At 66.0% G+C, this 18,856-nt stretch carries 20 protein-coding genes, 1 tRNA gene and 1 pseudogene; 18 read left to right on the forward strand and 4 right to left on the reverse strand.

The window, feature by feature from the left end; all coding sequences use genetic code 11:
- Positions 1–840: acyl-CoA dehydrogenase family protein (locus RJ03_RS02745; RefSeq protein ID WP_036497705.1), on the reverse strand; the 840-nt coding region annotated here is incomplete at its 3' end.
- Positions 841–1,062: 222 nt separating this feature from the next.
- On the opposite strand from RJ03_RS02745, the gene RJ03_RS02750 reads away from it, so the two are divergent.
- From RJ03_RS02750 to RJ03_RS02805, 12 genes are all read left to right on the forward strand, one after another.
- A complete protein-coding gene (locus RJ03_RS02750) occupies positions 1,063–1,251 on the forward strand; it encodes a ferredoxin (RefSeq protein WP_030518642.1) in 189 nt (62 codons plus the stop codon).
- 44 nt (positions 1,252–1,295) lie between these two features.
- Positions 1,296–2,213 (forward strand): 3-oxoacyl-ACP reductase, encoded by a 918-nt coding sequence (locus tag RJ03_RS02755; protein WP_036497707.1) that lies wholly within the window; start codon positions 1,296–1,298, stop codon positions 2,211–2,213.
- A 279-nt stretch (positions 2,214–2,492) separates the two neighbouring features.
- Positions 2,493–3,257, forward strand: coding sequence for an MlaE family ABC transporter permease (locus RJ03_RS02760; protein WP_030518640.1), 765 nt, complete (start codon positions 2,493–2,495; stop codon positions 3,255–3,257).
- Positions 3,258–3,261: 4 nt separating this feature from the next.
- Positions 3,262–4,113, forward strand: a complete 852-nt coding sequence (locus RJ03_RS02765; RefSeq protein ID WP_036497709.1) for an ABC transporter permease — start codon at positions 3,262–3,264, stop codon at positions 4,111–4,113.
- A gap of 5 nt (positions 4,114–4,118) precedes the next feature.
- Entirely contained in the window at positions 4,119–5,336 is a 1,218-nt protein-coding gene (locus tag RJ03_RS02770) for an MCE family protein (protein ID WP_051024178.1), read from the forward strand.
- Positions 5,333–6,364, forward strand: a complete 1,032-nt coding sequence (locus RJ03_RS02775) for an MCE family protein (protein WP_036497713.1) — start codon at positions 5,333–5,335, stop codon at positions 6,362–6,364. Before RJ03_RS02770 ends, RJ03_RS02775 begins: the two co-directional genes overlap by 4 nt.
- Positions 6,361–7,422, forward strand: coding sequence for an MCE family protein (locus RJ03_RS02780; protein ID WP_036497716.1), 1,062 nt, complete (start codon positions 6,361–6,363; stop codon positions 7,420–7,422). The genes RJ03_RS02775 and RJ03_RS02780 overlap by 4 nt, the downstream gene beginning before the upstream one ends.
- Positions 7,419–8,684 (forward strand): MCE family protein, encoded by a 1,266-nt coding sequence (locus tag RJ03_RS02785; protein WP_036497719.1) that lies wholly within the window; start codon positions 7,419–7,421, stop codon positions 8,682–8,684. Before RJ03_RS02780 ends, RJ03_RS02785 begins: the two co-directional genes overlap by 4 nt.
- A complete protein-coding gene (locus RJ03_RS02790) occupies positions 8,681–9,931 on the forward strand; it encodes an MCE family protein (RefSeq protein WP_036497720.1) in 1,251 nt (416 codons plus the stop codon). The genes RJ03_RS02785 and RJ03_RS02790 overlap by 4 nt, the downstream gene beginning before the upstream one ends.
- Positions 9,928–11,352 (forward strand): MCE family protein, encoded by a 1,425-nt coding sequence (locus RJ03_RS02795; RefSeq protein ID WP_036497722.1) that lies wholly within the window; start codon positions 9,928–9,930, stop codon positions 11,350–11,352. The genes RJ03_RS02790 and RJ03_RS02795 overlap by 4 nt, the downstream gene beginning before the upstream one ends.
- On the forward strand, positions 11,349–12,206 hold the full coding sequence (locus RJ03_RS34765; protein WP_051024181.1) for an Rv1363c family protein: 858 nt from the start codon (positions 11,349–11,351) through the stop codon (positions 12,204–12,206). The genes RJ03_RS02795 and RJ03_RS34765 overlap by 4 nt, the downstream gene beginning before the upstream one ends.
- The gene (locus RJ03_RS02805) at positions 12,203–12,691 is read left to right on the forward strand and encodes an Rv1363c family protein (protein ID WP_036497723.1); all 489 of its coding nucleotides are present in this window, start codon (positions 12,203–12,205) and stop codon (positions 12,689–12,691) included. The genes RJ03_RS34765 and RJ03_RS02805 overlap by 4 nt, the downstream gene beginning before the upstream one ends.
- A gap of 308 nt (positions 12,692–12,999) precedes the next feature.
- Here the strand turns inward: RJ03_RS02805 and RJ03_RS02810 are convergent, their stop codons facing one another.
- Entirely contained in the window at positions 13,000–14,547 is a 1,548-nt protein-coding gene (locus RJ03_RS02810; RefSeq protein ID WP_036497736.1) for an alpha,alpha-trehalose-phosphate synthase (UDP-forming), read from the reverse strand.
- Positions 14,548–14,633: 86 nt separating this feature from the next.
- The gene (locus tag RJ03_RS02815) at positions 14,634–14,804 is read right to left on the reverse strand and encodes a hypothetical protein (protein ID WP_157104400.1); all 171 of its coding nucleotides are present in this window, start codon (positions 14,802–14,804) and stop codon (positions 14,634–14,636) included.
- Between the two features lie 265 nt (positions 14,805–15,069).
- On the opposite strand from RJ03_RS02815, the gene RJ03_RS02820 reads away from it, so the two are divergent.
- The 3 genes from RJ03_RS02820 (at position 15,070) to RJ03_RS02830 (ending at position 16,535) form a co-directional block, all read left to right on the forward strand.
- Positions 15,070–15,909: an alpha/beta fold hydrolase gene (locus RJ03_RS02820; protein WP_036497726.1), complete on the forward strand. Its 840-nt coding sequence runs from the start codon at positions 15,070–15,072 to the stop codon at positions 15,907–15,909.
- Between the two features lie 149 nt (positions 15,910–16,058).
- The gene (locus RJ03_RS02825) at positions 16,059–16,301 is read left to right on the forward strand and encodes an MbtH family protein (protein WP_011207082.1); all 243 of its coding nucleotides are present in this window, start codon (positions 16,059–16,061) and stop codon (positions 16,299–16,301) included.
- A gap of 162 nt (positions 16,302–16,463) precedes the next feature.
- Positions 16,464–16,535 (forward strand) — tRNA-Thr (locus RJ03_RS02830).
- Between the two features lie 45 nt (positions 16,536–16,580).
- Here RJ03_RS02830 and RJ03_RS02835 read toward each other — a convergent pair.
- Positions 16,581–16,787 carry a hypothetical protein gene (locus tag RJ03_RS02835; RefSeq protein WP_036497739.1) on the reverse strand — a complete coding sequence of 69 codons (207 nt, stop codon included), beginning with the start codon at positions 16,785–16,787 and terminating at the stop codon, positions 16,581–16,583.
- Positions 16,788–16,800: 13 nt separating this feature from the next.
- On the opposite strand from RJ03_RS02835, the gene RJ03_RS34770 reads away from it, so the two are divergent.
- The 3 genes and pseudogenes from RJ03_RS34770 to RJ03_RS02845 all read left to right on the forward strand — a co-directional run.
- Complete coding sequence (locus RJ03_RS34770; protein WP_157163321.1) at positions 16,801–17,292, forward strand: hypothetical protein; 492 nt, start codon at positions 16,801–16,803, stop codon at positions 17,290–17,292.
- A 143-nt stretch (positions 17,293–17,435) separates the two neighbouring features.
- Complete coding sequence (locus tag RJ03_RS02840) at positions 17,436–18,173, forward strand: response regulator transcription factor (protein ID WP_030517397.1); 738 nt, start codon at positions 17,436–17,438, stop codon at positions 18,171–18,173.
- Positions 18,170–18,856 (forward strand): annotated as a pseudogene (locus RJ03_RS02845) (hypothetical protein); the annotation flags it as partial. The gene RJ03_RS02840 and the pseudogene RJ03_RS02845, both read left to right, overlap by 4 nt.

Here is an 18,856-nt window from a genome sequence, read left to right on the forward strand (position 1 = left end):
CTCGCTGTCGATCACCCGCGCGCCGCTGGAATCCTTGGTGTCGCGCGCCCATTCGGTGGTCTGCGCGACCGCCAGCGCCAGCGGCGCCGCCGAGGTCAGCGCCACCCGCTCGTGGTTGAGCTGATTGGTGACCAGCGCCCAGCCGCCGTTCTCGGGGCCGACCATCGCCGAATGCGGCACCCGCACGTCCTGGTAGTAGGTGGCGCTGGTGTCGGGCCCGGCCATCGTGTGCACGGGGGTCCAGGAGAAGCCCTCGGCCGAGGTCGGCACGATGAACATGCTGATGCCCTTGTGCTTCTTGGCGGACGGATCGGTGCGGGCGGCCAGCCAGATGTAGTCGGCGTACTGGATGAGGCTGGTCCACATCTTCTGGCCGTTGATCACCCAGTCGTCACCGTCGCGGACCGCGGTGGTGCGCAGCGACGCCAGGTCGGTGCCCGCGCCGGGCTCGGAATAACCGATGGAGAAGTGCAATTCGCCCGCGGAGATCTTGGGCAGGAAGAACTTCTTCTGCTCCTCGGTGCCGTAGTGCATGATCGTCGGCGCCACCGAGTTGATGGTCAGGAACGGCACCGGCGCACCCGCGACGGCCGCCTCGTCGGTGAAGATCAGCTGATCCATCGTCGAGCGATCCTGGCCGCCGTACTCCTTGGGCCAGCCGAGGGTGAGCCAGCCGTCGTGGCCCATCTGCTGCACGACCTCGCGGTAGACGTTGCCGTGCCCGTACTCACCGGTCTGCGACGACAAGGCCTCGCGGCGCTCCGGCGTGATCAGCTTGGCGAAATATTCGCGGAGCTCGGCGCGCAGCTGCTCCTGTTGCTCGGTATAAGCAATCCGCATGGCGGTTACCTCGTACTCGGTGATGTGATGGCGGATGTGACGACATCGCCCCTGTGACGATCGGTCCGGCGACGGTCTGCGCTGGGCCGATCTGCCCTGACGTCGATCATTGCATATCTACTGAAACATGTTCCAGTATGGAAACCGAATCCGGCCGCTTCGGCCGCAGCGTCCCGGCCGGGCTTGTAGGCTCGGCACTACCTGGTGGTGAAGGAGTTATCAATGAAGGTCAGTGTGGATTTCGACCAGTGCGAGGCCAACGGAATCTGTGTCGGAATCGCCCCCGACGTCTTCGAACTCGACGATGAGGACCAGCTGCACATCCTCACCGCCGACGTGCCCGAGGACCGGCTCTCAGACGTCGAGACGGCTGTCGCGCAATGCCCGAAGGCTGCCCTGCGGTTGCAGTGAAATGGATGCTTGCCGATAACTGGAACACGTTCTAGAGTCACGGCGTGAGTGAATCGTCGAATCAGCCGGGGACGGATCTGTCCGGCAAGGTAGCGATCGTGACCGGAGCCGGCGCGGGCCTCGGCCGGGCCGAAGCGCTGGCACTGGCCGGGGCCGGCGCCTCGGTGGTGGTCAACGATCTGGCCGAAAGCGATGCGGTGGCCGCCACCCTCGCCGATATTCGCGCGCTCGGCGCGAAAGCGGAATTCGTGGGTGGCAGTGTGGCCGAGCGCGCCACCGCCGACGCCCTGATTCGTACCGCGGACGAGACCTTCGGCGGTGTGGACATCGTCGTCAACAATGCGGGAATCGTCCGCGACCGCATGCTTTTCAATCTCTCCGACGAGGACTGGGACGCGGTCCTCGCGGTCCATCTGCGCGGCCATTTCCTGTTGTCGCGTAATGCCGCCGCCTACTGGCGTGGTAAATCGAAGGAATCCGGTGCTCCAATTTACGGGCGCCTGATCAACACATCGTCGGAAGCCGGTTTGCTGGGTCCGGAAGGGCAGCCGAATTACGCGGCCGCGAAAGCCGGAATCACCGCGCTGACGCTGTCCGCCTCGCGCGGTTTGTCGCGATACGGCGTGCGTGCCAACGCCATCTGCCCGCGGGCCCGGACCGCCATGACGGAATCGGTCTTCTCCGCCGCTCCCGAAGGGGATGTGGACCCGCTGGCGCCCGAGCATGTCGCCCGCCTGGTCGCCTACCTGGCCTCCCCGGGCGCCGACGCGATCAACGGTCAGGTCTTCGTCGTGTACGGCCCGATGGTCGCGCTGATGGCCGCGCCCGAAGTCGAGGCTCGCTTCGACGCCGCCGGCGCGGAATGGAGTGCGGACGCGCTGGCCGACACACTCGGCACCTACTTCGCCGAGCGCCCCGCCGGGCGTACGTTTTCTGCGAGTTCGCTGCACGATCTCGGCTGATTATCAGGTGCAGGTCGTCCGACCAACTCCGGTTGATCGGCGGTCTCGCACTTGGTAGACATGGGGGTCGATGGTTGTGGGGTGCCTCACAAAGGCGTTCTGTACACCGTATGAACCTGTTCTAGCTTCGGAGCTGAAGCTCGGATGAAAAGAGCAGGTCAAAAATGTCAAATTCTCTTCCGATTCGATGTGAACGTGTTCTAATCTTCGGAGCGGAAGAGGTGTGGAGGCTCGCTGGCGCAACGTTGCGCGCACGGGTCGGCAAGGAGGAATCGCGGAATGAACGAGGTTCTTGCCGTGCCGTTGCGTGCGGTCGGCGGGTTCTTCGAACTCGTGGCCGCTGTGGCGCGGGCCTTGATACGTCCGCCATTTCAGCGACGGGAATTCGTCGACCAGTCGTGGTTCGTCGCACGAGTGTCGATCATCCCGACCATCCTGGTCGCGATCCCGTTCACGGTTCTGGTGAGCTTTACGCTGAATATTCTGTTGCGCGAAATCGGCGCGGCCGATCTCTCCGGCGCGGGCGCCGCATTCGGAACGGTCACCCAGGTCGGTCCGATCGTGACGGTGCTGATCGTCGCCGGCGCCGGCGCCACCGCGATCTGCGCCGACCTGGGCGCTCGCACGATCCGGGAAGAAATCGACGCCATGAAGGTGCTCGGCATCGACCCGATCCATCGCCTGGTGGTGCCGCGCGTACTCGCCTCGATGTTCGTCGCGGCGCTGCTCAACGGCCTGGTCTCGACGATCGGCATCGCCGGCGGCTTCCTGTTCTCGGTGCTCCTGCAGGGAGTCAACCCCGGCGCCTTCGTCAACGGGCTCACCCTGCTCACCCATACGCCGGAGCTGGTGATCTCCGAGGTCAAGGCCGCGCTGTTCGGTCTGATCGCCGGACTGATGGCCTGCTACCTCGGCCTCAACGTCAAGGGCGGTCCCAAGAGTGTGGGTGACGCGGTCAACCAGACGGTGGTTTTCTCCTTCATGGCTCTGTTCGTGGTGAACGTCGTGGTCACCGCCGTCGGCATCAAGTTCACGGTGCGGTGATCCGATGGCGTTCGTAATCCAGTCCCGCTTCCCCCGTACTGTTCGACGCGTGCGGCGGGTTTCGAGTTCGATGGACGGAATCGGGCATCACGCCCAGTTCTACGGCAGGTCGTTGGCCTCGGTACCGAAGGCATTCACGCACTACCGCACCGAAACCATTCGCCTGATCGCCGAAATCAGCATGGGCACAGGCGCTTTGGCGGTGATCGGCGGCACGGTGGTGATCGTCGGCTTCCTCACCCTGTTCACCGGCGGCACCATCGCGGTGCAGGGCTACAGCTCGCTGGGCAATATCGGTGTCGAGGCGCTGACCGGATTCTTCGCCGCATTCCTCAATGTGCGGATCGCGGCACCGGTGATCTCGGGCATCGGATTGGCGGCGACCATCGGCGCCGGTGCGACGGCCCAGCTGGGCGCCATGCGGGTGGCCGAGGAGATCGACGCGCTGGAATCCATGGCGATCCGGCCGATGCCCTTCCTGGTCGGCACCCGTGTGCTGGCGGGCATGATCGCGATCGTTCCGCTCTACGCACTGGCGGTCATCGCCTCGTTCGTCGCGAGCCGCTTCGCCACGGTCGTCATCTACGGCCAGTCGGCCGGTGTGTACGACCATTACTTCTCCACATTCCTGATTCCCAGTGACATCCTGTGGTCGTTCGTGCAGGCGATCCTCATGGCCTTGGCGGTCATGATGATTCACACCTACTACGGCTACAACGCGACCGGTGGACCGGTCGGTGTCGGAATCGCGGTCGGAAACGCGGTGCGCGCCTCGCTGGTGGCAGTGGTGTCGGTGACCCTGCTGATGTCGCTGGCGATCTACGGCACCTCCGGCAACTTCCATCTCTCCGGGTAGGCGGTATGGCGGCAAATAAACTCGTCGAAAAGGAAGGCGCCGGTAAGTTTTTCGGCGCCGGATGGGGTGTCAAGCTTTCGGGGGTGGCGCTGATTCTGTTTCTGGCCGCGATCGTCGCTGTCGCTCTGACGATGTTCGTGGGCGGATTCACCACCTCGAAACCGGTCTATCTCGACGCCCCGCGCGCGGGCCTGGTGATGGACAAGGACGCGAAGGTCAAGATCCGCGGTGTGCAGATCGGCCACGTCTCCGATATCGCGTACACCGGCGACCAGGCTCGGCTGACCCTCGCGATGGACCCCGATCAACTGAAGATGGTGCCGGCGAACTCGACCGTCGATATTCGGTCGACCACGGTCTTCGGCGCCAAATACGTGAACTTCGTCGAGCCGGAGGTCCCCTCCGCGCAGCATCTGCAGGCCGGCGCCACGTTGACCGCGCAGTCGGTGACCGTCGAATTCAATACGCTGTTCCAGCATTTGACCGAGGTACTCGGCAAGATCGCGCCGGAGAAACTGAACGCGACGCTGACCGCGCTCGGCACCGCATTACAGGGCCGCGGCGACAAACTCGGTCAACTGCTGGTCGACAGTGACGAATATCTGCGCGATATCAATCCGAGCCTGCCGGATCTGCAGCGCGATCTGCAGACGTCGGTGGGAGTCACCAATCTGTACGCCGACACCGCGCCGAACCTGTTGCGCACGACCGACAATGCGGCCGTGACGAGCAGGACCCTCGTCGACCACAAGGACAGCCTCGACGCCGTGCTGCTGAATCTGATCGGCCTGGCCGACACCACGGGCGCGGTGCTGAAGGAGAACGAGAACGGCCTGTCGACGGCCCTGGATGTGTTGCGGCCGACGGCCGAACTGCTCAACGAATACAACCCGGCGCTGTACTGCCTCGTCGAAGGTGTCGCGGGCGCGATTCCGCGAGCCAACGAGATCTTCGGCGGAAACGGACCGTGGGTGAACCTGAACGCCAGCTTCATGCCGGGCGGCACGCCCTATTCCTATCCGAAGGATCTGCCGAAGGTGAATGCGACCGGTGGCCCGCACTGCGAGGGCATCCTCGACCGCCAACCCGGTAGCCACTCGAACTACCTGGTCACCGATACCAGCGAGGGACGGGTGTACACACCGGAACTGTCCACCCATCTGAACGGGCCCCGGGTCTTCCAGTTGCTGTTCGCGGGTCTGCCGGGGGTGGGTAATCCGTGAGGCTCAAACCACACGCCACCAGCGTCAAACTCGGGATCTTCACGCTCGTGATGGTGCTGGTACTGGCCCTGCTGGTCGTCATCTTCTCGCAGATGCGCTTCGCGCGGGAGAACGGCTACCACGCGGTGTTCACCAGTTCCTCGGGCATGCTGCCCGGGTCCAAGGTGCGCATCGCGGGTGTGCCGGTCGGCTCGGTGAAGAGTGTCGAGGTCGGCAAGGACCATCTGGCGCATGTCGATTTCGACGTCGACCGGCAGTACAAGCTCTATGCCAGCACCCAGGCCGCCGTGCGCTACGAGAATCTCGTGGGTGACCGGTATCTGGAGCTGATGGACGCCCCGGGCACCGCGCAGGTGCTGCACTCCGGCGGCACCATCGGCCTGGACAAGACCAAGCCGGCGCTGGACCTGGACATGCTGCTGGGTGGTTTCAAACCGCTACTGCGCGGCCTGGACCCGCAGCAGATCAACTCCTTGACCGAGGCGCTGCTGCAGGTGTTCCAGGGACAGGGCGGCACCCTGGTGGCATTGCTCAACAGTTCCGGCTCGTTCGCCAAGACCCTGGGCGACCGCGACGCCCTCATCGGCAGCGTGATCGAGAATCTGAAGACGGTGCTGGCCACCATCGACGATCACAACAAGGATTTCGACACCACCCTGACCGAATTGCAGCGTCTGGTGAGTGGCCTGGCCGCGGACCGGGATCCGATCGGCGCGGCATTGCCGCGACTGGCCGGCGCCACCGGCGATCTCACCGATCTGCTGAAGCAGGCGCGCCCGGATCTCAAGGCGACCTTCGACCAGCTGGGCCGTGTCGCCGACAATCTCGACCAGAAGTCCGACGATGTCGAGTGGGTTCTGCAGAACCTGCCCTCGACCTACAAGGAGCTGGTGCGCCTCGGTGCGTACGGATCGTTCCTGAACATGTACGTGTGCGGAACGAATTTCCTCGTGGACGGCCCGGACGGTAAGCCGATGCATGTGAATCTGCCCGGTCTGCAGACGACCGGAAGGTGTTCGACGAAGTGAACCAGACCTCCCCGCTCATCAAACACGGCGTCGTCGGCGTCGTGCTGGCGGTCGCGATCGCGTTGTCCGCCTTGCAGTTCGACCGGCTTCCCTTCATTCGCAGCGGCGCCGAATTCACCGCGTACTTCGCCGATGCCGGCGGCCTGGTGACCGGTGACCAGGTGCAGGTCGCCGGTGTCCGGTCCGGGCAGGTCGAGGACGTCAGCCTCGACGGCCCCAAGGTGAAGGTCCGGTTCAGCCTCGACGAATCCATCGTCCTGGGGAAGAAGACGACCGCCGCGATCAAGACCAACACCGTGCTCGGGCGCAAATCCCTGGAGGTCGATCCGCAGGGGTCCGGTGCGCTGCGCAGTGATCAGCCGATTCCTTTGGACCGCACCACTTCTCCGTATTCGCTCAACGACGCCCTGGGCGATCTGAGCAATACCGTGAAGGGGCTGGACACCGACCAGGTCAACAAGACGCTCGACGCTCTGTCGGACACCTTCGCCGACACACCCGCGCCGCTACGGTCCGCCCTGGACGGCATCACGCAGCTCTCCCGCAGTCTGAACGCCCGCGACAAGGCGCTGACCGAACTGCTCTCGCACGCGCAGAACGTCACCAAGGTGCTCTCGGATCGGTCGAACCAGATCAACGCCCTGCTGCTGGACGGCAACAACCTGCTCGGTGAGCTGGACGCCCGGCGCACCGCGCTGAGCCAGCTGATCGTCTACGTCAACGGACTGGCACAGCAGCTGACCGGTTTCGTCAACGACAACGAGCAGAGCCTGAAACCGACACTGGACAAGCTGAATTCGGTGCTCCAGCTGCTCGAGCGGAACAAGGACAACCTGACCAAGGCCCTGGACGCCCTCGGCCCGTTCGAGGCGGCGCTCGGTGAACAGGTCGGCAGCGGCCCGTACTTCCAGGCCTACGTCTCCAACGCCACGAGTATGACGTTGCAGCCGCTGGTGGACGCGCTGGTCTGGCCGCAGCATGTGCCCGAATCGTTCTGGAAGTACCTGACCACCCCGCCGCCCTCGATCGGGCCCGCGATCCAGGAGCCGCCGCGATGAACGCGATCCGCACGATCACGAAGGTGCCGAAATGGGTCCGCGTCGTGGCCGCCGCCCTGGTGGTGGCGCTGGCGGGCTGGATCGTCTACGGCGCGGTGACCAATATCGGCAAGACCCACATCACCGCCTATTTCCCGTCCACCACCGGGCTGTACGCCGGTGACGACGTGCGGGTGCTGGGCGTCAAGGTCGGCCGGATCGATGCGATCGAGCCGGGCCGGGACAAGACCACGGTGACGATGACGGTCGACCGCGGCGTCGACATCCCGGCCGACGCCAAGGCCGTCACGGTCTCGCCGAACCTGGTCTCGGCCCGCTTCGTGCAATTGGCGCCGGTGTACACCGGTGGCCCCAAGATGCACAACGACGGCGTGATTCCGATCGAGCACACCGCCGTGCCGGTCGAATGGGACGACATCAAGGCCGAGCTGACGAAGCTGTCGAAGGCCCTGGGGCCGATCGGTGAGGATCAGCAGGGCTCGTTCGGACGGTTCGTCAACACCGCCTCCGACAATCTCGCGAACGGCAACGCCCAGGCGCTGCGCGACACGCTCCACGAGTTGTCGAGCACGCTGAATACGTTGTCCGACGGTCGCACCGATCTGTTCGGCACGGTCCGCAACCTGCAGCAGTTCGTCGACGTGCTGTCCAAGAGCAACGATCAGATCGTGCAGTTCGGCGGCCGGCTGGCCTCGGTGTCCTCGGTGCTGTCGGGCGTCTCCGACGATCTCGGCGCCGGATTGGACAACCTCGATTCGGCGGTGGCCGACGTCAAGCGCTTCCTGGACGAACGCGGTGGCCAGCTCACCGAGAGTGTGCAGAACCTGGCGCAGGTGACCCAGATCCTGGCCGACAAGCGTCCGCAGCTCGAGCAGGTCCTGCATTCGGGCCCGGTCGCGCTGTCGAACTTCTATCAGATCTACAAGCCCGCGCAGGGCACGCTGACCGGCGCCGTGGTGCTGCCGAACTTCCGCAATCCGTTCGCGTTCCTGTGTGGCGCCGTCGAGGCGCTCGAGGACAACGGTTCGCAGCGGACCGCGGACCTGTGCAAGCAACAGGTGGCACCGGTGATCAGCTCGCTGATGATGAATTACCCACCGCTGCTGGTGAATCCGGCGTCCGGGCAGCAGGCATTCCCGAGCCAGCTGACCTTCTCGCCGCCGAGTCTGGCCGATCGCGTCGAATATCCGGCGCCCGGCGAGGCTCCGGCCGAGGTGCCGAGCGGTCTGGCCGGCCTCGCGATTCCGGGAGGAGGACGATGATGCGACGCGGACGAACGCGACTCGCCGGCGCCGCCGTCGGTCTGGTGATCCTGTTAAGCGCCACCGGATGTGAATGGGACGGCCTGAACACCCTGCCGATGCCCGGCGCGGCCGGAACGGGGGAGGGCGCCTGGCAGATCAAGATCCAGATGCCGAATGTCACCACGCTGACCCGTAATTCGCCGGTGCAGGTGGACGACGTCACGGTCGGCACGGTGAAGAACATCCAGCTCGAGGATTGGCACGCACTGGTCACGGTGAGCCTCGAGAAGGGGGTGCACCTGCCGGCCAACACGGTGGCCGCGATCGGGCAGACCAGCCTGCTCGGCAGTAACCACGTCGAACTGTCGGCGCCGAAAGACGTTGCGCCGGAAGGCCAATTGAAGCCGGGCGATGTGATTCCGCTGTCGCGTGCGAGTGTGTATCCCACCACCGAACAGACGTTGTCGTCGTTGTCGGTGGTGCTCAACGGTGGCGGAATCTCGCAGCTCGAGACCATCACCCACGAGCTGAACAAGACCTTCTCCGGACGGTCCGATGCCATCCGCGACCTGCTGCCGCAGCTGGCGCAGCTGACCAGCAGCCTGGACGCCCAGACCAAGGACATCATCGACGCGATGAGCGGGCTGGACCGCTTCGCCGGGCAGTTGAACAACCAGAAGGACCAGGTGACCCGGGCCGTCACGCAGCTGCATCCGGCCCTCACCGTCCTGGCCGACCGCCGCGAGAACATCACCAAAACCATCACCGCACTGGGTGATCTGAGTGATGTGGTGAGCCGGGTGATCGCCGAGAGCGGTGACAATCTGAAGGCGGATCTGGCCAATCTCCACCCGGCCCTGGAATCGCTGGCCAACACCGGAACGAAACTGGCCGACTCCCTGCAGATTCTGCTCACCTTCCCGTTCCCCATGCGGAACCTGAACAAGGCGCTCAAGGGCGACTACCTCAACCTGCTGATGACCGTCGACCTCACCGGAGCGCGGCTGGATTCGAACTTCCTCACCGGTACGCCGCTGGGCGGGCGTTTCGGCGGGGTCGAGGGCGCACTCGGCACGATCGCACCCGATACCGCGATGGGCAAGGGTGACCCGGTCACCGGGCCGATGCAGCCGCCGCCGCCCGCGCCGAACACGGCCGCGCCGACGCCGAGCATTCCCGGCCTGCCGCCGATTCCGAACCTGCCCGCCATACCCGGGCTGACGGTGCCCGCGCCGCAACAAGGGGAAGGGGGTGCGGGTCGATGAAACTCAGCAAATTCGTCCGGACCCAGCTGGTGATCTTCTCGATCCTGACCGTGATCGGCCTGGTGGTGATGGCGGGCGTCTACGTCCACCTGCCGGCCATGTTCGGTATCGGCCGCTACGGCGTGACCGTGCAGCTCGAGGCCACCGGCGGGCTGTACCCGACCGCGAACGTCGCCTACCGCGGCACCAACGTCGGCAAGGTCGAGGATGTGAAGCTCACCCCGGACGGGGTCGACGCCAAACTGTCGATCAGCAGCGACTTCAAGATTCCGAGCGATGTCGATGCCTACGTCAAGAGCGTGTCGGCGATCGGCGAACAGTACGTGGATCTGGTTCCGGCCGAGAATCCGCACGGCGGGAATCTGCACGACGGTTCGGTGATTCCGGTGCAGCGCACCAAACTTCCGCAGGACGTCGGCGATATGCTCGACCAGGCCGACCGGCTGCTCAGCAGTGTCGCCGACACCAAACTGCGCCAGGTCATCGACGATGCCTTCACCGCGTTCAACGGCGCCGGTCCGGATCTGCAGAAGTTCATCGACTCCGCCTCGCTGCTGGTGCAGGAGGCGAAGAAGAACACGAACGAGACGAAGGATCTGCTCGACAAGATCGGTCCGCTGCTCGACACCCAGAACCAGTCCGATGCGGCGATCCGTTCGTGGACGAAGGATCTGGCGACCGTCACCGACCAGTTGCGACAGCACGACCCCTCGCTGGGACAGCTGCTCGACCGCACGCCCGCGGCCGCGCAGAAGGTGTCGCAGACCTTCCAGGACTTGCAACCGACGCTGCCGCTGCTGCTGTCGAACCTGACCAGCGTCGGCCAGGTCGGGGTGACCTATCACGCCGGTGTCGAACAGATTCTGGTGATCTACCCACAGCTGGTGGCGGCGCTGCTGACCTCCATCCGCGGGCCCACGCAGTACGGCGCCATGGTCGACTTCATGCTCGGGCTCAACGATCCGCCGGGCTGCACCACCGGCTTCCTGCCGCAGGATCAGCGCCGCTCACCGGCCCTGAAGGACACTCCGGACACGCCGCCGAACCTCTATTGCAAGGTGGCGCAGAACGCGAAGGAAGCGGTCCGCGGTATCCGCAACACGCCGTGCGCGGACGTGCCGGGTAAGCGGGCCCCGAGTCCGGAGCTCTGCCATGACCCGCAGGGTTATGTGCCCGAGGGCGACAACCCGCCGTTCGGCGATCCGCATCCGGTCACCCCGTCCGGTGAGCCGGCGGCCAACCCGGGCGACGCTCCCGCCGCGCAGACCCAGCCGGCGGCGGCGCTGCGCACCTACGACCTGAAGAACCACACCTTCACCGGACCCGACGGCCGGACCTACCGACAGGGGGATGTGGGCCCCGACGGATCGGGCACTGTACCGTCCAGTTGGCAGGCGATGCTCGAGGAGCAACAGAAATGAGCGAATCGAATTCCACACCCACCGGTCGCGTCCGGCGGCGCGCCAGCAGGCAGGCCGGGGCGCCGACCGATGCGGTCGCGGTCGACCGGGCCGAGAGCGCGCCGGCCGACGAGACGGTGAAACTGTCGACCGCATCGCCGGCGAGCGGGGCGAAGTCGTCCTCCGAGACACCATCGGACGCAGTCTCCGGCACCGCCGCGGTCTCCGGCACCGCCGCGGTCTCCGGCACCGACGCGGTGTCCGATTCCGCCGGCAAGCTCGCGGCGGCAGCCGATGACGACAAGACCGTGCGGCTCACCGATTCTCCGGAGGAGGCGGCAGCGGCGGACGCATCCGCCGACACCTCCGAGCCGGCGAAGCGCTCCCTCGGCCCGCTGGGCTGGGCCGCCGCGGTGGTGGCCGTGCTGTCGTTGATCCTGCTGGTCGGCTCGGGCGGCTTCTTCGCCTACCACCAGCATCAGGTCAGCGCCCAGGCCGACCAGCGCACGGAATATATCCAGACCGCCAAGCAGGCCATCCTCAATCTGACCAATATCAAGGACGACACCGCGAAGCAGGACATCGACCGGGTGCTCTCGGTCGCCTCGGGGCAGCTCAAGCAGGAATACTCCGAGCGCAAGGACGCCTACGCGCAGGTCGTGCAGCAGGCCAAGGTGAAGGCCAGCGGCGAGATCATCGAGACCGCGGTCGAGAGCCAGGACGACCACACCGCGAAGGTGCTGGTCGCGGCCAAGCAGACCCTGACCAACGCCGGTGCCAAGGATCCGCAGGAGCGCTACTACCGCTTCCGGGTCACGGTCGACCGCGCCGACAACGGTGGTATCACCGCCTCGCAAGTGGAGTTCGTGGCATGAGCGGCAAATTGCGCCCAGTCCTGTTCATCAGTGCGGCGGTGCTGTTCGTGGCCGCGGTCGCGATGGCCTCGGTCACCGGCTACAAGTACTGGTCCGACAAGCAGATCGAGCAGGCCCGCACCGACTCCGTCCCCGCGGCCCGGCATGCGGTGGAGGCGGTGTTCACCTACGACTTCAAGACCGTCGATGCCGAACTGCCGAAATCGGCGGACAACCTCACCCCGTCGTTCCGCAAGGACTATCTGAAGCTGATTCAGCAGGCGATCGCGCCCGGCGCCAAGGAGAAGCAGCTCACCGTGCAGGCGAACGCCACGGCCGGCGGGGTGGTGTCCGCGGACCGCTCGCACGCGGTCGTGCTGCTGTACCTGAATCAGGTGACCACCAGCAAGGATTCCCCGCAGGGGACGGTGACGCCGAGCCGGGTCCGCGTCGCACTGGACAAGGACGGCGGCCACTGGCTGGTCGACGCCATCACCCCGATCTGATCCGGCTTTAAGCGAATCCCGTTATCCCCGTTAAGAGTTCGTCCCTACCGTCGACGGCACAGCGATTCCGAGGCGGGATCGGTGGTCGATACCGGCTCCGGTCGCGGCGCAGATCTCCCGCCGGTGAAGCGCGCCTGTGCCGCTCGGTTACGACCGTGCGGCGATCCGGCGGGTGCGGCGGAATCCGGGGTGGCGGTGTGCGGCGACCGCCGGCTCCGGCGGAGGCCAGGACCGAGATTCGGTGTGGGCGGCGCTCTCCGGCTGCCGGACGGTCGGTTCGAAGGGTGTAACCCGCCTCGGATCGCTGTCTAGCGCTCCGCGCCTCCGGGATCCACATCCGCGTCGGTGAGCAGGGCACTGCCCGCCACCCGATCCTGGGCCAGCGCGTCGAGGAAGGAGCGGGCCCAGCGGTCGACGTCGTGGGCGAGCACCTGGCGGCGCAGCGAACGCATCCGGCGGCGCTTGGTCTCCGGATCGTCCTCGATCGCGGACATGATCGCGTTCTCGACGCTGTCCAGATCGTGTGGGTTGCACAGATAGGCCTGCCGCAATTCGGCTGCGGCGCCGGTGAATTCGCTGAGCACGAGGGCGCCGTTGAGGCCACTGTGCGAGGCGACGTATTCCTTGGCGACCAGGTTCATGCCGTCGCGCAGCGGGGTCACCAGCATCACGTCGGCGGCGACGAAGAAGGCGACCAGCTCGTCGCGGGGGATCGGGCGGTGCAGATAGTGCACGAAAGGGTAACCGACGCGGGAGAATTCGCCGTTGATCCGGCCGACCTGTCGTTCGATGTCGCCGCGCATCTGGATGTAGCTCTCGACGCGTTCGCGACTCGGTGTGGCCAACTGCACCATCACCGTCTCGGCGGGGTCCAGCCGTCCCTCGTGCAGGAGTTCCTGCAGCGCCGCCAGGCGGATATCGATGCCCTTCGTGTAGTCCAGGCGGTCCACACCGAGCAGGATGTGCTTGGGATTACCGAGTTCTCTACGGATCTGGGCGGCGCGCTCGCGCACCGAACGTCTTCGCGACAGCTCGTCGAGTTCGGCGGAGGCGATCGAGATGGGAAAGGCGCCGACCCGCACGGTGCGGAAACCGACCTGCACCACACCGAGTTTCGACCGCACGCCGACGGTGCCGCGCGAGGTGGGTTGCCCGGCAAGCCTTCTCGCCAGATACAGGAAGTTCTGCGCGCCGCCGGGCAGGTGGAAGCCGATCAGATCGGCGCCGAGCAGACCCTCCACGATCTCGGTGCGCCAGGGCAGCTGCATGAACAGCTCCACCGGCGGGAACGGGATGTGCAGGAAGAAACCGATGGTCAGATCGGGCCGCAGCATGCGCAGCATCTTCGGCACCAGCTGCAGCTGGTAGTCCTGCACCCACACCGTCGCACCCTCGGCGGCCACCTTCGCGGTGTACTCGGCGAAGCGCCGGTTCACGTCCACATAGGCCGTCCACCAGTCGCGGTGGTACTCCGGCCGCACGATCACGTCGTGATAGAGCGGCCACAGCGTGCCGTTGGAGAACCCCTCGTAGTAGGCGGCGACCTCCTCGGCGGTGAGCGGCACCGGATACAACTCCAGGCCGTCCTCGATGATCGGGTCGACATCCACGTCGGGGACGCCGGCCCAGCCCACCCAGGCGCCGTTGTTGTTGCGCAGCACCGGCTCCAGGGCCGTGACGAGGCCGCCCGGACTGCGCTTCCACCGCTTGGTTCCGTCGGGGAGACGTTCCAGATCCACCGGGAGCCGGTTGGCGACCACGACGAAACCGGAGCCGGCGCCCCCGGGACGGTCCGCTGGTGCGGATTCGGTTTCCGGCGAAGCGTCTCGAGATCGATCGCTGCGTATGTCGCGCATCTGGTCCACTGCTGGATCCTCCGGTCGCCGAAATGGCGGAGCTAGGCGTGGGTTTTAGTTGTCATGCGCGCTGCGGCGCGCTCGTCCTATTCGCTGCGCGCGCTGGGACCGATCCCGAGCATCGACAGCAGCATCCGGCATTCGTCGGCATCGGTGGCGTAGGCGGCCACGACGCGCTGTGCCTGCCGTGCGGTCTCGTCGGCGAGCGGTTCCAGGTCGTCGTCCGCGATGTCGTTGGCGCTCTTCGCGGCCATCATCGTGTCCTCTCGGCTCGGGGTCGTGGCACGGCGGTGGGGTTCGACCGTCGTGGTGTCGGCGCCGTGCGGTGTCAATGGTATCGGTCGCCGCACCGGGGCCCGTCGGCTTGGTGCCGACCGCTGCCGAACCGCAACAGCGGTGCGCGACACCCGTCACACCGGCGAAACGCCGGAGCCCCGTGAACCTATAACGTTGGTAGGGGGGCGTATTTCGCCCGCCTCCTGTACCGAGCACCGCACGAACGAGTGGAAAGGGTCGCAGCACATGCCGTTGGCCACGGTGAATGGAATCTCGCTGAACTACCAGGTGAAGGGAGACAAGGCCAAAGGCACCGACACCAAGGGGGCCGCCCCGCTGGTCGTGCTGATCATGGGCACCGGCAGTCCCGGCCGGGTGTGGGAGCTGCACCAGGTTCCGGCGCTGGTGGCGGCCGGTTACCGGGTGTGCACGTTCGACAATCGCGGTATCGCTCCGTCCTATGAGGCGCCCGACGGGATGACCATCGACGAATTGGCCGCCGACACCGCGGCGCTGATCGAATTCCTCGACGAGGGCCCGGCCCTGGTCGCCGGCACCTCGATGGGGGCGCGGGTGGCTCAGGAATTGGCCCTTGCGCGTCCCGACCTCGTGCGTAAAGCCGTTTTCATGGCGGGACACGCGCGGCTCGACCAATTCCAGAAGACCCTCTCGCTGGGCGAGCACGAACTCGACGCCTCCGGCGTGCGACTGCCCGCCAAATACGACGCCGCCGTCACCGCGGTGATGAATCTTTCGCCCGCCACGATGGCCGATCCGAATTCTGCGCGCGATTGGCTGGATCTGTTCGAATTCACCGGCGGACCGGCATCGCCGGGAATCCGGGCCCAGCGCCGGATGGATCACGATTTCGATCGGTTGCAGGCCTATCGGGCGATCAAGGTGCCGTGCCTGTCCATCGGATTCGCCGACGATCGGATGATCCCCGCGTATCTGACCCGTGAGCTGGCCGAAGTCATTCCCGACGCCCGCTACCAGGAGATCCCCGACGCCGGTCATTACGGGTATCTGGAACGCCCGGAAGCGGTCAATAAGATCCTGCTCGATTTCTTCGCAGGCTCGAGGTAACCACCAACGCGTAACGTCGGTCTTGCTAGTGTCGACACATCGCTCGGGGGCTACGGCTCTGGTCGGTCGGTTTCGGCTCGTGCCCGCGCCCCGCGAGTTTCCGTACACAGCGCGTTCCCGTACACAGCGCCAGCATCCAGTGAGGTGAAATGAGCACCAACCCCTTCGACGACGAGGACGGCCGCTTCTTCGTTCTGGTCAACGACGAGGAGCAGCATTCCCTGTGGCCTGCTTTCGCCGAGGTCCCGGCCGGGTGGCGAGTGGTGTTCGGCGAGGACAGCCGGGCTGCCTGCGTCGAATACGTGGAGAAGAACTGGACGGATATGCGGCCCAAGAGCCTGCGTGACGCGATGGCCGCCGACGACGCGGCTCGCCAGGGCGCCCAGTCCTGATTCCGCGCCGGAACGCACGGCGCGGCGCGACGGTGATCGGCGGCTGTGTGATGCCCTGACCGGGCACACGCAGCCGCCGCAATCGCGTCGTTTTCCCTCCTGCGGTAATGCACGATTTTTCCGGACGGCCCACGCCCCGGTTATGATTGCACCGCTTCACCCGCCTCCTTAGCTCAGTGGTAGAGCACCGCTCTTGTAAAGCGAAGGTCGTCAGTTCAATCCTGACAGGGGGCTCTCCCGGCTTCGGCCTGCGACAGCAGGTCGGAGCCTTTTCTGTCGTCAGGGCAGATGCATCAGCTGCCGGGCCAGGCCGAACAGGCGGCTACCGAGCTTGAAGACGGGGATTCCCAGCGGAATCAACAAGATCGTCACGCACAACACCGCGCCGAGGATCCACACCACGACCGCGAGCAGTCCGACCACCGTGCCCAGCACGGCCGTCAGGATGCCCAACACCACGTCGAGCAGGCCCCGTATCGCGCCCATGACGACCTTTCCGATGTCCATTCTGCTCTTTTCTCGCGCCGTGTGCTCCGCTCCGGGCCGCCGCCGGATCCTGGCAACGACCGCCTCCGTCGCCTCGGCTGACACCCCCTCCGCCGCGCCGACGACCAGCAGCGCGCCGTCGGCTCCGAAGCTGTCCACGGGCTCGGCGTTCGGCGCCGACAAGCACGCCGAGCACAACGACGACGACGGTGACGACCAGCCGGCCGCGCCCTCCGTCGACGCGATCCAGGAGGTCCTCACCAAGATTCAGGACACCGACAAGCCGGAGGACCTCGAGAAGGCACTCGACAAGGACATCGACACCCTCACCCACAACGAGGCCGTCGTGCCCGCCAAGGTGAAGAAGGAGTTCGACAAGTTCCGCCAGGAACTGCAGCAGGCCAAGGCGAAGAACAGCCTCGACGGCAGCTCCGCCGCCGACACCCTGAAGACGATCAAGGGTGACGCGAAGACGCTCGGCGCCGATCTGAAGGCCGCCGCGTAAGAGCACAGGCCTGTCGACCCGCCGATCCGGGAGGCGCCGCCCGGATCGGCGGGTCGCTCGCTGTCCCGGCGCGCAGGCGGCTCGCAGGAAACTCCCAGACAACGTTCAGCGCATTCCGGGTTGCAGGAGAGACGATATCCAGCATGAGTGGAGTGGCTGGCGATCGAACCCCGGAGGCTCGGGTGCTGGTGGTCGACGACGAGCCGATGATCGTCGAACTGCTGTCGGTGAGTCTGCGCTATCAGGGGTTCGAGGTGGCCACGGCCGCCAACGGCGCCGAAGGGCTGGACCGGGCCAAGCAGTTCCGGCCCGACGCCCTCATCGTCGACGTCATGATGCCTGGTATGGACGGCTTCGGCCTGCTGCGCCGGCTGCGCGCCGACGGCATCGACGCTCCGGTCCTGTTCCTCACCGCGCGGGACGAGGTCGAGGACAAGATCACCGGCCTCACCCTCGGCGCCGACGACTACGTGACCAAACCCTTCTCGCTCGAGGAGGTGGTGGCGCGGCTGCGGGTGATTCTGCGCCGCTCCGGTCACGTGGTGGAGGAGACGAAGTCCTCGCGCATCCGCTTCGAGGACATCGAACTGGACGACGACACCCACGAGGTGTGGAAGGCCGGGGAACCGGTCGCGCTGTCGCCGACGGAATTCACGCTGCTCCGGTACTTCATGGTCAATGCCGGAACCGTCCTGAGCAAGCCGCGCATCCTCGACCACGTCTGGCGCTACGACTTCGGCGGCGAGGTGGGCGTGGTGGAGACCTATGTCTCCTATCTGCGAAAGAAGGTCGACACCGGCCCCGACCGGCTGATTCACACCCTGCGCGGTGTCGGCTACGTGATGCGCGCGCCCAGCCGCAGCCGGTCGTCGGCGAAATGAGCGATCCGCGCTCGGTGCGGGAACGCGCCGACCACGACGCGGCCGGCGCCGAAGCGGTGTTCTCGACAGCAGGGGAATCCGAGGCGGGCACCGATACCGAACCCGGCGGCATTGCCGAAACCGGCGCACGCGCCGTGGGCGTCGCACCGCCTGGGCTCCGGCGCCGGATCTCACGGCGTCTGGCCGCGGTGCCACTGCGGGTCACCCTGGTGCTGGCGCTGGTTTGCCTCGCGGGCCTGGGACTGCTGGTATCGGGTGTCGTGGTGACCTCTGCGATGCGGAGCGTCTTGATAGACAAGGTCGATCGGCAGCTGTTCGAGGCCCGTGTCTGGGCGGCGCCCGGCGCGCCCCCGCCGCAACGGCTACCGGTGCCACAGGGTAAAGAAAGGCCGCCGGGTCTGTTCTATGTTCGGGTTCAGGATTCCACCGGCAAGACGCAGCTCCTTCTCCCGTCTGGGCCGACTGCCCCGGATCCCCCTAGTGATCTCGGAAAACACCCTCAGACTATCGGCAGTGTGGGAGATCCCGCCGAGCACTGGCGGGCATTGCGGTTGACCACGCCGGACGGCTCGAGCCTGATCGCGATCCGGCTGACCGAGACCGAGAACATCGTCGATCGGCTGATCGCGTTGCAGGTTGTGGTTGGCATCATCATCCTGGCCGCTTTGGCCGTGGTGGCCCGA

This window comes from Nocardia aobensis NBRC 100429 (assembly GCF_000308375.1).
In the GTDB taxonomy this organism is placed as follows: Bacteria; Actinomycetota; Actinomycetes; order Mycobacteriales; family Mycobacteriaceae; genus Nocardia; species Nocardia aobensis.